Source organism: Psychrobacillus sp. FSL K6-1415 (assembly GCF_038003185.1).
Lineage (GTDB): Bacteria > Bacillota > Bacilli > Bacillales_A > Planococcaceae > Psychrobacillus > Psychrobacillus psychrodurans.
On sequence record NZ_JBBOOQ010000001.1, the window covers coordinates 2,804,610 to 2,818,300 of the forward strand.

11 protein-coding genes are annotated in these 13,691 nt (G+C 36.5%); 8 read left to right on the plus strand and 3 right to left on the minus strand.

Going from position 1 to position 13,691, the window contains the following annotated elements; translation table 11 throughout:
* Positions 1–131: 131 nt before the first annotated feature.
* Positions 132–1,850 (minus strand): acetate--CoA ligase, encoded by a 1,719-nt coding sequence (acsA, locus tag MKY60_RS13260; RefSeq protein WP_340930156.1) that lies wholly within the window; start codon positions 1,848–1,850, stop codon positions 132–134.
* Positions 1,851–2,023: 173 nt separating this feature from the next.
* Here acsA and MKY60_RS13265 point away from each other — a divergent pair, with 173 nt between their 5' ends.
* From MKY60_RS13265 to MKY60_RS13295, 7 genes are all read left to right on the plus strand, one after another.
* Positions 2,024–2,656 (plus strand): GNAT family N-acetyltransferase, encoded by a 633-nt coding sequence (locus MKY60_RS13265; protein WP_340930157.1) that lies wholly within the window; start codon positions 2,024–2,026, stop codon positions 2,654–2,656.
* A 38-nt stretch (positions 2,657–2,694) separates the two neighbouring features.
* A complete protein-coding gene (locus tag MKY60_RS13270) occupies positions 2,695–3,342 on the plus strand; it encodes an acetoin utilization AcuB family protein (RefSeq protein WP_093496221.1) in 648 nt (215 codons plus the stop codon).
* Entirely contained in the window at positions 3,339–4,511 is a 1,173-nt protein-coding gene (locus MKY60_RS13275; protein WP_241597171.1) for an acetoin utilization protein AcuC, read from the plus strand. The genes MKY60_RS13270 and MKY60_RS13275 overlap by 4 nt, the downstream gene beginning before the upstream one ends.
* Before the next feature lie 731 nt (positions 4,512–5,242).
* Positions 5,243–5,626, plus strand: coding sequence for a GntR family transcriptional regulator (locus MKY60_RS13280; RefSeq protein ID WP_241596954.1), 384 nt, complete (start codon positions 5,243–5,245; stop codon positions 5,624–5,626).
* Positions 5,627–5,628: 2 nt separating this feature from the next.
* On the plus strand, positions 5,629–6,318 hold the full coding sequence (locus tag MKY60_RS13285; protein WP_241596957.1) for an ATP-binding cassette domain-containing protein: 690 nt from the start codon (positions 5,629–5,631) through the stop codon (positions 6,316–6,318).
* Positions 6,315–7,148 carry a hypothetical protein gene (locus MKY60_RS13290; protein WP_241596959.1) on the plus strand — a complete coding sequence of 278 codons (834 nt, stop codon included), beginning with the start codon at positions 6,315–6,317 and terminating at the stop codon, positions 7,146–7,148. The genes MKY60_RS13285 and MKY60_RS13290 overlap by 4 nt, the downstream gene beginning before the upstream one ends.
* A 13-nt stretch (positions 7,149–7,161) precedes the next feature.
* Positions 7,162–8,382, plus strand: a complete 1,221-nt coding sequence (locus MKY60_RS13295; RefSeq protein ID WP_340930158.1) for a hypothetical protein — start codon at positions 7,162–7,164, stop codon at positions 8,380–8,382.
* A 379-nt stretch (positions 8,383–8,761) separates the two neighbouring features.
* Here MKY60_RS13295 and ccpA read toward each other — a convergent pair whose 3' ends face one another.
* Complete coding sequence (ccpA, locus tag MKY60_RS13300) at positions 8,762–9,760, minus strand: catabolite control protein A (protein WP_090564510.1); 999 nt, start codon at positions 9,758–9,760, stop codon at positions 8,762–8,764.
* Between the two features lie 135 nt (positions 9,761–9,895).
* Entirely contained in the window at positions 9,896–10,981 is a 1,086-nt protein-coding gene (locus MKY60_RS13305; RefSeq protein WP_093496219.1) for a bifunctional 3-deoxy-7-phosphoheptulonate synthase/chorismate mutase, read from the minus strand.
* A 164-nt stretch (positions 10,982–11,145) separates the two neighbouring features.
* Here MKY60_RS13305 and pilM point away from each other — a divergent pair, with 164 nt between their 5' ends.
* On the plus strand, positions 11,146–13,281 hold the full coding sequence (pilM, locus tag MKY60_RS13310; protein ID WP_340930159.1) for a pilus assembly protein PilM: 2,136 nt from the start codon (positions 11,146–11,148) through the stop codon (positions 13,279–13,281).
* Positions 13,282–13,691 lie beyond the last annotated feature (410 nt).

Genomic DNA, 13,691 nt, shown 5'->3' on the forward strand with positions numbered 1-13,691 from the left:
CAAGCCAAAACATTCTGTCAAATCCATACACCAACTTCCCCTCCTTACCTATATCAAGTACAAAAAAGCATTGCTAAACGCAATGCTTTTTGTACTTTTATATTTCGTATTACTTTAATTCACCTAGACCATTAATCTTCCATGGTAGATAAATCGCCTGTTGGCAGCTTTAACTCCCAAGCTTTTAATACGCGGCGCATGATTTTACCACTTCTGGTTTTTGGAAGTTTATCTTTGAATTCGATTTCTCTAGGTGCTGCATGTGCTGCAAGACCTTTTTTTACAAATTGTTGAATATCTGTTATAAGTTCGTCAGATGGTTCATATCCTTCGTTTAATGCAACAAATGCTTTAATGATTTCACCTCGAACAGGATCTGGTTTTCCTATAACTCCTGCTTCTAGAATAGCTGGATGTTCTAGTAATTTGCTTTCCACTTCAAATGGTCCAACGCGTTCGCCTGATGTCATGATTACGTCATCCACTCGACCTTGGAACCAAAAATAACCTTCCTCATCCATGTATGCTGAATCTCCCGAGAAGTACCATTCATCATTTATAAAATAAGACTCGAATTTCTCTTTGTTGTTCCACACCTGGCGCATCATAGATGGCCAACCCTTTTTAAGTGCTAGATTTCCCATTGTATAAGGCGGTACCACAGCACCTTGATTATCTATTATAGCTGCTTCAATTCCAGGTAATGGTTTACCCATGGACCCTGGCTTAATAGGTAAGCAGCCATAGTTACAAATCATCTGTGCACCAGTTTCGGTCATCCACCATGTATCATGGATACGTTTATTAAACACTTGCATTCCCCATTTGATCACCTCTGGGTTTAAGGGTTCCCCAACCGATAACACATGACGAAGTGACGATAGATTATGTTGTTGGACAATGGCATCTCCTGCGCCCATCAGCATACGGAATGCCGTTGGGGCACTGTACCAAACAGTAACACCGTATTCGTCTATGGCATTATACCAAGCATCTGGTGAGAATCTACCCCCAAGAATAAGTGATGTAGTCCCTGTTAGCCAGGGACCAAATATTCCATAAGATGTTCCAGTCACCCAGCCTGGATCTGCTGTACACCAATAGATATCATCTTCTCTAATATCCATAACCCATTTCATCGATTGGTAATGCTGCACCATTGCATAGTGAGCATGTAAAATACCTTTCGGTTTGCCTGTAGAACCAGATGTATAATGTAAGATTAGACCATCCTCTTTATCAACCCACCTGATTTCAAAGGATTCTGAGGCATTATGTAATGCTGTTTTGAAATCGATAAACTTATCGGATTCCTCTACATTTTCTCCTACTATAAACACTGTCTCTAGATTAGGTAATTTATCCAACGGAATTCTATTTAATAATTCTGGTGTTGTGACAATTGCTTTTGCTTCACTATCCAATAAACGATCGTAAACAGCACCTTCCATGAACGCTTCAAAAAGGGGACCTACTATTAAGCCTAATTTTGTAGCACCAAGAAGAGCAAAATATAGCTCAGGCGATCTTGGCATGAAAATAAAGAGACGATCCCCTTTTGACAAATTCGAATGGTTTACATATACGTTAGCAGCTTTATCCGTCCATTTTTTCATATCACCGAATGTATAAGATTCTTTACGCTCTGCATCTAGATAATGAAGTGCTACTTTATCCTTCTTATCAGTTTCTGCATGACGATCAATTGCTTCATACGCCATATTCACTTTTCCAGTTTTATACCACGAGAATTCTTTTTCTGCATCATCCCATTTAAAGTTTTTTGCAGTTTCATCATAATTACTTAACTGGAAATCCCCTTGAACAACTTGTAATGTTTCAATCTTCATCCTATTCACCCTTTCTATAACTATACTATTTCATTCTACAATACTTTTTCGCATTTTTGCTAATCTTTTTACTTTTTAGAATGTTTAACTAAAATAATAGAGCTAATCGCTTTCTCTAATTAAAATCATGTATAATAAATACAATTACAATTATGTTATAAGGTGGTGCATCCGTGATTCATTCTAAGACGTATAATGCAGTGCAAAAAGAAACAACACATGGCACTGTCGTTATTGAAGGTCCTATTCCTTCCGAGGAAATTGCCAGGTTACAATTCCACGAGGATTTAGTTGCTTTTCGTGCACCCTCACAGCAGCATAAAGCAATTATTGAAATTGCTAAGTTGCCTGAAGGCAGAATAATTATTGTGCGAGATCAAGAGACAATTGTAGGGTATTGTACATACTTGCACCCAGACCCTTTAGAGAGATGGTCGCAAGGGAATATGGAAAATTTGATAGAGTTAGGCGCTATAGAGGTAATACCAAAATTCAGGGGCACTGGAGTTGGAAAAACACTCCTCCGTGTATCGATGATGGATAATGCAATGGAAGATTATATTACGATTACGACAGAGTATTACTGGCACTGGGATTTAAAAGGCACCGGTTTAAACGTTTGGGAATACAGAAAAGTCATGGAAAAGATGATGCAAGCAGGTGGACTTGAGTATTTTGCAACAGACGATCCTGAGATTAGCTCCCACCCTGCCAATTGTTTAATGGCTAAGATTGGGAGCAGAGTAGACACTGAATCCATCCAGCAATTTGACCAATTACGTTTTATGAATCGCTTTATGTATTAATCAATGACTAACTTTCTAACAAAAGGAGTTAATTTAACATGCTAGTTGAACAAATTATGAATACATCCGTCCCCAGTTTAACACCAGGACACACGATAAATGATGCATTACAATTACTCAAAGAGAAAAAAATACGTCATTTACCAATTATTAATGACAAACGACAAGTACTTGGAGTCGTGACAGATCGAGATTTAAAAGAAGCAACTCCTTCTACACTACAAAATGTATCAGATCCAGAAATATATAATAGAAAATTAGAAGAAATTATGACCAAAAATCCGATAACGGGTCATCCTCTAGATTTTGTAGAGGAAACAGCCAGTATTTTTTATGATAATCGAATTGGTTGTTTACCAATAGTATCACATGGAAAACTTGTAGGAATGATCACCGAATCCGATTTGCTCTACAAATTTATCGAACTAACAGGTGTTCATCAGCCAGGATCTCAAATTGAAATTCGTGTTCCTAACAAGCCTGGAGTTCTATTCGGCGTTTCAAAAGTTTTTCACGATCAAAAAGTTAATGTGTTAAGTGTGTTAGTTTATCCTGATAAAGATAAAAGTGATTATAAAATCTTAGTGCTCCGTGTAAAGACTATAAACCCTCTTGTACTTATTGAAGCTATTCGAGACGAGGGATACGAGGTTCTATGGCCAAATCATCCGGGACTAGGGCTATGAAAAATGCTGTATTTGTCTTTTCCGAGGACCAGCTAGGCTACAAGTTTTCGGATACTCATCCATTCAATCAAAAAAGATTAACATTAACTGTTGATCTACTAAAAGAAATTAATGCTTTATCTTTATCTGAAATAGTCCCTCCTAGGATGGCTACAGACGAGGAACTACTTCTCGTACATGATGCAAACTATATTAAGATAGTAAAAGAAGCGAGCAAGGAAAACGCAGATAGCACTAAATATGAAAGTTATGGTATTGGCACGGAGGATACCCCTATCTTTCCAGATATGCATGAAGCAAGTGCAACTCTAGTCGGAGGCACTTTGACCGCAGTTGACTATGTGATGGAAGGGAAATCTTCTCATGCAGTGAATTTAGGTGGCGGTCTTCATCACGGTTTCAGAGGACGTGCATCTGGTTTTTGTGTATATAATGATAGCTCTGTTGCTATTAAGTATATGCAAGAAAAGTATAATGCACGTGTACTTTACATAGATACAGATGCCCACCACGGCGATGGAGTTCAATGGAGTTTTTACGATGATCCTAATGTGTGTACCATTTCTATTCATGAAACAGGAAGATATTTATTCCCAGGTACTGGGAATATAACCGAAAGAGGATCTGGTGAAGGTTATGGTACCTCCTTTAATTTTCCAATAGATGCTTTTACGGAAGATGATTCCTTCTTAGAAATTTATCGGACAAGCTTTCGAGAAATTGTGGAAGCCTTTAAACCTGATGTTATTCTAAGCCAAAATGGTGCTGATGCCCATTATTTTGATCCACTTACCCATCTATATGGTACGATGAAAATCTATCAAGAGATTCCGAAACTAGCTCATGAGCTTGCCCATGAATTTTGCGATGGTAAGTGGATTGCAGTTGGTGGTGGGGGTTATGATATATGGAGAGTAGTACCACGTGCATGGTCCTATGTATGGATGGTGATGAATGACATTCAACTTCCAGTAGGTGAGTTACCAAAGAACTGGTTAGATAAATGGTCTATGGAGTCACCTATCCCACTCATCCCTACTTGGTTAGACCCGGAGCCACTTTACGATCCTATTCCCCGTAAAGTAGAAATTACAGAAAAGAATAAACAGATGCTTGATAAAGCACTTTACCAGTTGCGGAATCAGCAATCATTTACAAAACACCAGTAGCAAAAATAGCTACTGGTGTTTTAGCATTTAGTACTTTTACGAAAAAACTTATCCATTAACTAATAGCCTGAGAAAAATCGAGCAAAAACGCCCGGCCCTTTTAGGTCAAAACCTGTTTTTATCGTTTTCGAAGTGCTTTGGACAGACGTTTTGCTATATGATTACCGAGTGAATTTTTAGTGATATTGGTTGTGACGTCCGTCACAACCAATATCACTTTTTCCGGTAATCTTATGACGTTTGCCTGTCCGTCGCTCTCCTACAACGCTAAAAAACAGGTTAGTACATTTTTGGGTAACTAGAGATAAGATGATTTCCTATCCATAGAGGAAGCTCACGAAGATGCAATTTCGTGAGCTACTTCGCTTCTTTATGAGGCAAATACTTACTACTTCTCTTTATTTCCACTAGTAAAAAGAAAGTATGATTCCTTCATCCATCATGAAATAATAGCATTTCTAATTCAACAGTGTTTACAAATGACTTTTCCCTACATTAACTTGGACTAATCTTATTATCTAAGCGATATCTTTTCTGTAATAAGGAGAGCGCCCTACCTACACTAGAATTCCCCAGAAAATATAGCAAAACATGGATGGGCAGCACGTTTCTCAAACAGGATTGACAACCTTGTGTATTACCCATATAATACACTTAATGCGTATGAACCACTTAGTACATGCACTGAAAAATCATGTGTACACATCCAAGAATGTATAGGAGTTGTTTCGATGAATGTAAATTTTAATAATCGCGATCCAGTCTATTTGCAGGTTGTTCGGCATTTTAAAGAAAAAATTGCAATTGGCGAATTAGTACCTGGAGAAGAAATACTATCGAGACGGGAGTTGGCAAACAGGGTGAAGATAAACCCCAATACCGCACAACGAGCGTATAAGGAAATGGAGGAACAGGGTTTGATCCATACCGAACGGAATCATCCGAGCAAAATAACAACCGATGAAAAGATACTAGGTAAGGTAAGAGAAGAGTTGCTAGTTGAGGCAGTTGAAACGTTTGTAACATCCGTTCGGTCTATTAAAGTTCCAGTTGATGAATTATTGAACTTGGTAAGAACAAAGTACACAGATAATAACGATGATAAGGGGGTATAAAAATGATTGAAGTAAAAGAGATTACAAAGAACTATGGTCGGAAAAAGATATTAAAAGGTGTGTCATTTACAGCCAAAAAGGGTGAAATAACTTGTTTAATTGGAATCAACGGAGTTGGCAAGACAACCATTTTAAATGCCATTATGGCACTTACCCCGATTAACAAAGGGAAAATATTAATCAACGGAGAAACCATTAATAAAAAGATGTTTGAAAAAATCGCCTTTATTCCTGATGCAATAACGATGCTACCACAGATGAAAATCTCTGAGGCAATGGAGTTCATGAATGATTTTTATACATGTTGGAACCAGAAACGTGCAACAGAACTGCTTGGTTTTTTAAACTTAAATGAACAGGATAGAATATCTTCCTTATCAAAAGGAAATACGGCAAAGGTCAATTTGTTACTGGGTTTAGCAATGGATGTTGATTTTGTATTAATGGATGAACCATTTTCTGGAATTGACATGTTTAGTCGGGAAGAAATTGCTAAAGTGTTCACGAGTCATTTAATTGAAAATAGAGGCGTTATCATAACGACACACGAAATAGGTGATATCGAACATTTAATCGATAAGGTTGTGCTGCTCGATGAAGGGATTGTTATCAAGGAGTTCAGCGCGGAAGAAGCTCGTGAAAACGAAGGGAAATCTGTGGTGGATGTTATGAGAGAGGTGTATCAGAAATGAAAAGCTACTTGAAGCTGGTCAATTTTGAATTCAATCGTTTTGCAAAATTATTTGCAGTCCTACTAGGCATTACACTAGTTGTACAAATTGCCGGAGTCATTGTGTTGTCGAAAATGTACCTAAACATGGCCAATGAAAAAATTTATGAAGAGTTAATGCCCAAAGCAGAGTTCTTAACAAACTTTGGCCAAATGAGTTTTCTGTCGGTAACCAGAAGCGTATGGTTCCTTGGTCCAATCACTTTATTTTTTGCAGGTGTTGGGTTCTATATTTTCCTGATCTGGTATCGTGATTGGTTTGGGAAAAATACATTTATTTACCGATTATTGATGCTACCAACAACGAGATTGAATGTTTTTTACGCAAAGATAACAAATATTCTACTAGCGACGTTTGGCTTTGTGGCATTTCAACTTATTTTGATTCCAATAGAGACAATGGTTTTTAGATGGATGCTGCCAAAGGAATTCCGAGTGGATATGAATGTCAAAGAGATTGTTAGCAGCATGCCTGAAATACACATACTTTTTCCAAATAATTTTCTTGAATTTATATTGTATTATGGAGCATGGTTAATGGTTGTGTCCATTCTATTTACTGCAATTTTATTTGAAAGAAGCTTTAGCTGGAAGGGTATTTTTGTTGGGGTTTTATACAGCTTAGTTGCTGTTACTCTATTTATTTCACCTCTACTTTTGCAAGAATTGGTACTAAATGGTTTTTTCTATCCACTAGAATTATTTGTACTTGAAATAGTAATGGGTTTAATCGTACTCGCAGGGTCCATTTGGATGAGTGGATTCTTATTAAAGAACAAGATAACTGTATAAGGAGTGTGTGGAAATGAAAAAGTATTGGAAGTTTACTTCAATTATTGCAGTTATTGTGCTTAGCATTGGGACGTTTTATGTTAATTCTGCTATGTCGGAAACACAATACCCTGAGTTTGCGATAAATAAGAAGAGCGGTGACGCTGAAGAAATAAAATCTTTGGAGTTGGAAGGTTCCTATCATGAAGGGGGATCTATGAGTTATGTGAACACCAACTTGCAAATTACCTCTGATGATACAGATTATAGAAATGGTAGGTCGATTATTGACTCGATTATAGGACACCCCGCACCAATGATTCAGAAGTTACAGGAAAAGTATCGTAATTTCATGCGAGGGAAAGGCCGAAGTGTTGATTCGTTTTTTGAGGACAATAAGTTGCTAGCATATGCGGAAGTGAAGTATAAAATAGGTTCATTTACAACAAGAGATTTCAAATTCGCTATATCTATAGTAGATAAAGACAATGGCAATACATCTTCTTTCTCCATTAAAGTTCCAGACAGCTCAGTAGTTGAAAATATATTTGTTGAAGATGTCCAGGTGGTTGATAATGAACTAAAAGTGATTACCCATAATAGTACTAGAGAGAATGGGAAGTACTATAATGAAAAACATATCTATTCTTTCGACATATCCACTGGGAAGATAGTTAGTAGTGAAACGATTTTTTCCATCCCAGAACAACAAGGCAATGCATATATCCATGCAGAACTAGTTCAAACAAGCCATAAACAATCGAATGAAAATCTTATATTCATAAAAACCCTGGAAAAAATGATACAAGATGGGGAATCGGATAGGCTAGAAGAAACAACCCGGGAATTAATTTCTTACAATTTAAGAACGAATGAAAAAGAGACAATTAAATTACCAGACAGTTTGAAAGAGCATCAAATCAGTTATTTTGATGGTTCAACGATTTATTTCTCGAAATTAAGTGGTGAAAACTTGGTTATAACTCCTTATAGTATAGAGAACGATCAAGCTAATAATGAATTTACTATTCAGCTATCAAACGAAACAAGTGATGCGGACCCACCAATTATAATCATGGAGGACGGTAAGCTATATGTGACAACCCATATAACAAATTTAAAAACAAAAGCTAGTATCACTGTTATTGATTTGAAAACATCGGATACAATTTACCAGGGTGAGGTAATTAGAAAAAGTTCTCCTAATAGTACGGAACAATTTGAGTTATATTTATATGATATGATGATCAAATAAGTAATGTATTGGGCTTGCTTTAGTTTTTAAAGCAAGCTCTTTTGTCTCGTTAAAAGGGACAAATTGACTTTCTCAGTGATCTAGATTGATCCTGTCCCCTATCTCTCTTGATAGGCCTAGTTTAAATTTATTCTATATATTAAACCTCCATATTTTATTCGTTAGTTTATATGGAAACCTTCACAAACTTATTCTCATTTTAACATAAATATCCAATTGAGGTGGAAGAATTTAATAAGATGTAGTGTGGTTGTCACCATGTCATTTTACGATTAATCAACATTTCCTTTTAACATTGCCTAAAAAATAAAGGGTCATGACTAGTGTCACGACCCTGCTTGCTGTAAATGAAATAATTTTTTTTTGATATTACGCTCTTTTACTTAACTGATTTTCTTTCTTCAATCCAATATGGAAGAATTACTGTGTCTTCTTCAATGTTCTCTTTATTCATATGTTTAGTCAACAATCTCATAGAAACTGCTCCAATATCATATAAAGGTAGTACGACACTCGTTAGTTGAGGTCTAACCATTCTTGTTAATTTTGAGTTTTCAAAGCTTATAACTTCGATATCTTCTGGTACACGTAAACCATTATCTTGAGCTCCATGTATCAAGCCAATAGCAATTTCATCATTACCAGCAAAAAAAGCTGTCGGAGGTTCCTTTAACTCACGTAACTGCTCCCAAGCAACAAGTCCATCGTCGTATGTATTATTGACTCCAACAATTAGATCTGCGTCAACTTCGATACCAGCATCGTTTAACGCTTTTTCATAACCTGATAAGTTGTATAGCCTAGTTATCGTGCTATCAATGGATCCAGATACAAATGCAATTCGAGTATGACCATTTTTAATCAAACGATTAACTGCATCCACTGCTGCGTCATGATATTCAATATTTACAGAAGGGAACGAATTAGATGTTTCCACTGTTCCAGCTAATACAATAGGAACGCTTGCTCTTTTCATTTCATGTAACATTTCAGGGGATATTTCATCACTCATCATAACTACCCCATCTACTTGCTTACTAAGTAGTGTTGATAATAATTGGACTTCTTTATCTTCTTGTTGATCTGAATTGGTTAATATGATGTTGTAACGATACATTGTTGCAATATCTTCTATACCACGAACAAGCTCTGCATAAAATACATTCGAAATATCTGGAATGATAACGCCGACCGTTTTTGTTTTTTTACTTGCTAACCCCCGTGCAACAGCATTCGGTCGATAATCCAATCGTTCAATTACCGCCAATACTTTTTGACGTGTAGCCGGCTTCACATTCTGATTTCCATTCACAACACGTGAAACAGTTGCCATTGATACGTTTGCCTCTCTGGCAACATCGTAAATTGTAATAGTCAACATATATCCCTCCTTCACTTTTTTACATACTAAAAATACATATATATCAATAATACTTGATAACCCTTCTAACTTTCAATCAAATAGTAAAACCGACCCTAAAATAAGAGTCGGTTTTGTGAATTTTTTCACTAACTAGGCATGAATCTCATGATTTTTCAAGAATTTTTGTACAGAATCATAAAACTCATCAAATTGCTGCAAGTTCATTTGTTGTGCAGCATCCGATAGCGCTACCGCTGGATCTGGATGTACTTCTGCCATCACTCCGTCTGCTCCAATTGCAATTGCAGCTTTTGCAGCGGGCAGTAGAATATCACGGCGTCCAGTTGAATGCGTTACATCTACAAATACCGGTAAATGTGTTTCTTGTTTTAGAATTGGGACAGCTGAAATATCTAATGTGTTTCGAGTTGCACGTTCATACGTACGAATACCACGTTCACATAGGATAATTTGGTCGTTCCCCTGCGACATAATGTACTCTGCCGCATGGATGAATTCATCTAATGTAGCAGCCATTCCTCGTTTTAAAAGGACTGGTTTATTGATAGATCCAACTGCTTTTAGTAATTCAAAGTTTTGCATGTTCCGAGCACCTATTTGTACTACATCAATATAATCTAGTGCTTCATCTAAGTGACTTGGCGTTACAATCTCAGAAACTGTAGACAAACCAAATTCTTTTGAAATTTTCTTCAATATTTTTAGACCTTCTAATCCTAGTCCTTGGAAATCATAAGGAGAGGTACGTGGCTTATATGCTCCACCTCGAATTAGTTTTAACCCTTTAGACTGGATAGCTGCTGCTACCTCTGCTACTTGAGTATAGGATTCAACTGAACAAGGACCAAATACAAATGAAGGTGTTCCTGTACCAATTTGTTCCCCATTAATATTAACTATTGTGTCTTCTGGTTTTCTTTTACGAGAAACAAGAAGGGCTTTCTTTTGGTCATCCACTTGTAATTCCAAAGCAGTTTTGAAAATTTCTTTAAAAATATGCTCAACCGTTGATTGTGGAAGTGGTCCAGCGTTATTTTCTTTCAAGTGGTCTAACATATGTCTTTCGCGAAGAGGATCATATCTATTAACACCTTGTTTTTCTTTTACTTTACCAATCTCTTGAATAACACCAGTTCTTTCGTTGATTAACTGTAAAATTTCTACGTTAATCTCATCAACACGTGCGCGTAAAGCGTCTAAATCTACATGACTCATAGATAATTCTCCTCTCTTCTTTCCATCGGTACTTTATAACGACAGAAAATTATGATACATTTTTAGATATAAGACATATTATAATCAATGCATGAGAAAATGTCACGCATTTTATTTTAGCGATTCAACTCGCTAAAGTATTTGTCTAAAAAGGACGTGGTAAATTGACATCTAAATTATTTGCATTAGATATTGGTACAAGATCTGTAGTAGGCATCATTTTAGAAGAACATGGGGATTCTTTTCATGTAGTTGATATTTTAGTAGAAGAACATAAAGAACGCGCTATGGTCGACGGTCAAATACATAATGTACTAAAAGTGGCTGAGATAATTCAATCCGTTAAAGAAAAGCTAGAACAAAAGCATGGAAAACTTGAAAAAGTTAGTGTGGCTGCTGCTGGAAGAGCACTGAAAACAGAGCAGGCAGAAGTAATAATGGATATTAAAAATAGACCTATTTTTTCAGAAGATGATATGAATCGGCTTGAGCTATCAGCAGTGCAAAAAGCACAAAGCAATTTAATTCAAAATGATACAGACAAGCATACTAATCATTATTATTGTGTTGGATACAGTGTTGTCTATTATAGATTAGATGGGGAAGAAATAGGTAGTTTAGTTGATCAACAAGGAAACGAAGCTTCTATAGAAGTTATCGCTACTTTTCTACCACGTGTTGTAGTAGAATCTCTTCTTTCGGCATTAAAACGTGCTAACTTAGAGATGGAAGCATTAACACTTGAACCAATTGCTGCGATTAATGTGTTGATTCCCCCTTCAATGCGAAGATTAAACGTAGCATTAGTGGATATTGGAGCTGGAACTTCCGATATTGCTATCACAGATTTAGGAACTGTAGTCGCCTACGGAATGGTAGCAACAGCTGGTGATGAAATTACTGAAGCTTTGAGTGATCATTACTTATTAGACTTCCCATTAGCCGAAGAAGCAAAAAGAAGGATTAATACGGGGGATACTATCCAAATTCAAGATATCTTAGGCTTCCAGCAGGATATCCCGAAAGAAGAAGTTATTGAGGCGCTTAAGCCTGCAGTAGATATTTTAGCTAGTTCTATCTCAAGTGAAATTCTTCGACTGAATAATAGCAAACCTACGAAGGCAGTCATGCTAGTCGGTGGAGGAAGCTTGACACCAAACCTTCCAAGTATTTTAGCTGAGAAGCTAAATTTACCTGCCAATCGGGTAGCGGTCCGTGGTATAGATGCGATTCAAAACTTAACAAAGGCTGAGCATATCCCAATTACTCCTGAGTTGGTAACCCCTATCGGTATTGCTATTGCTGCAAAACGGGCACCTATTCAATACATGTCCGTGCAAGTAAACAATCAAATTGTTCGTTTATTTGAACTAAAAGAAATGACTATTGCCGATGCATTTTTAGCAGCTAATATTTCTGCTCGTAAACTCTACGGAAAACCTGGAGCAGCTTTAACCGTTCAAGTGAATGGTCAAATCATTCATATTCCAGGAGAGCATGGAAAACCAGCTGTTATCCAACTAAATGGTATTGAAGCTAATACAAAATCATTAATTCAAAATAATGATAAAGTTGAATTGTTAGAGGGAATTGATGGTAAAGAAGGATTTGCCACAGTGCGAGATCTATTGGACGATGCGACTATTAAATCTATTACATTCCAAGGGGTTATGTATATAGTAGAACCGACAGTTAAACTAAATGGCCAAAAGGTATCTTTAGACACTGTGTTGCAAGAGAATGACAAAATTACCGTAGAGACTCCGCAAACAATAGAACAAGTTATGTATGCTATTCATAAAGAAAATTTCTTGACTCAGCTTCAACCTTATACAGTTACGATAAATAATAAAAACCATTTTATCCCGACACTTTCAGCAAGATTATTCCTAAATGGGAGTCCGGCAAAACTATCCTATCCTGTTCAAGAGAATGATATTATACAACTGGAAACTTCTGGTTCTCCAACGTTAGAACAACTTACAAATCAGCTTGATAGGAAATTAGTTGATCAAATAAATGTTGTGTTCCAAAACAATCCGGTGGAACTTTCGAAAGAATGTGCAATTGTCCATAAGGACAACGTACAATTGAATTCCAATGATATTATTCCTAATGAATCAAACATTCAATGGCAAGAAGTAAATAGTACTCCTTGGATTTTTCAAGACGTTTTTCGTTTTACAGAATGGAATATGCCTACACAAGCTGGTTCATTCCAAATATTAAAAAACGGACAGCCTTCACGATTCGATGAAGAAATATTCGGCGGAGATCAATTGGAGATTGTGTTTGGATGAATTAATATAAAGAGTAATAGAATTATTTTCATAAAAGCATATTCATTAGTGAAATCTTAAAAACGTTGATTTCTGCTCCAGGCGGACGCTTTCCGCGGGCATGGCTTCAATCTCCTAGTCACTGCGTTCCTACGGGGCTTTCAACGCATGCTATTCCCGCTAGAGTCGCCGCCTTCCGCTCCAATCAACAAAATCGACCTTTTAAAAAAATGAATGTCTACGTGATATCACGTAGACATTCATTTTTTAATGCATCAAGTAATTAGAAAATAAATTCAATAAAATACCATTTATAAATTAATCACACAAAACAGCCCCTAATTCATGAATTGGACCCTTTTATTGATTTTTATTACATTTAACGAAAAAGGAAATATTAGCTCCTATTTGATTCATCAATTTCTTAACAT

Bases quoted from the DNA above. Each gene is read 5' to 3' on its own strand.
- MKY60_RS13290 (WP_241596959.1), top strand. From the start codon at position 6,315: ATGAAAAGCTACTTGAAGCTGGTCAATTTTGAATTCAATCGTTTTGCA.
- MKY60_RS13305 (WP_093496219.1), bottom strand. From the start codon at position 10,981: ATGAGTCATGTAGATTTAGACGCTTTACGCGCACGTGTTGATGAGATT.
- MKY60_RS13285 (WP_241596957.1), top strand. From the start codon at position 5,629: ATGATTGAAGTAAAAGAGATTACAAAGAACTATGGTCGGAAAAAGATA.
- MKY60_RS13280 (WP_241596954.1), top strand. From the start codon at position 5,243: ATGAATGTAAATTTTAATAATCGCGATCCAGTCTATTTGCAGGTTGTT.
- acsA (WP_340930156.1), bottom strand. From the start codon at position 1,850: ATGAAGATTGAAACATTACAAGTTGTTCAAGGGGATTTCCAGTTAAGT.
- MKY60_RS13295 (WP_340930158.1), top strand. From the start codon at position 7,162: ATGAAAAAGTATTGGAAGTTTACTTCAATTATTGCAGTTATTGTGCTT.
- MKY60_RS13275 (WP_241597171.1), top strand. From the start codon at position 3,339: ATGAAAAATGCTGTATTTGTCTTTTCCGAGGACCAGCTAGGCTACAAG.
- MKY60_RS13270 (WP_093496221.1), top strand. From the start codon at position 2,695: ATGCTAGTTGAACAAATTATGAATACATCCGTCCCCAGTTTAACACCA.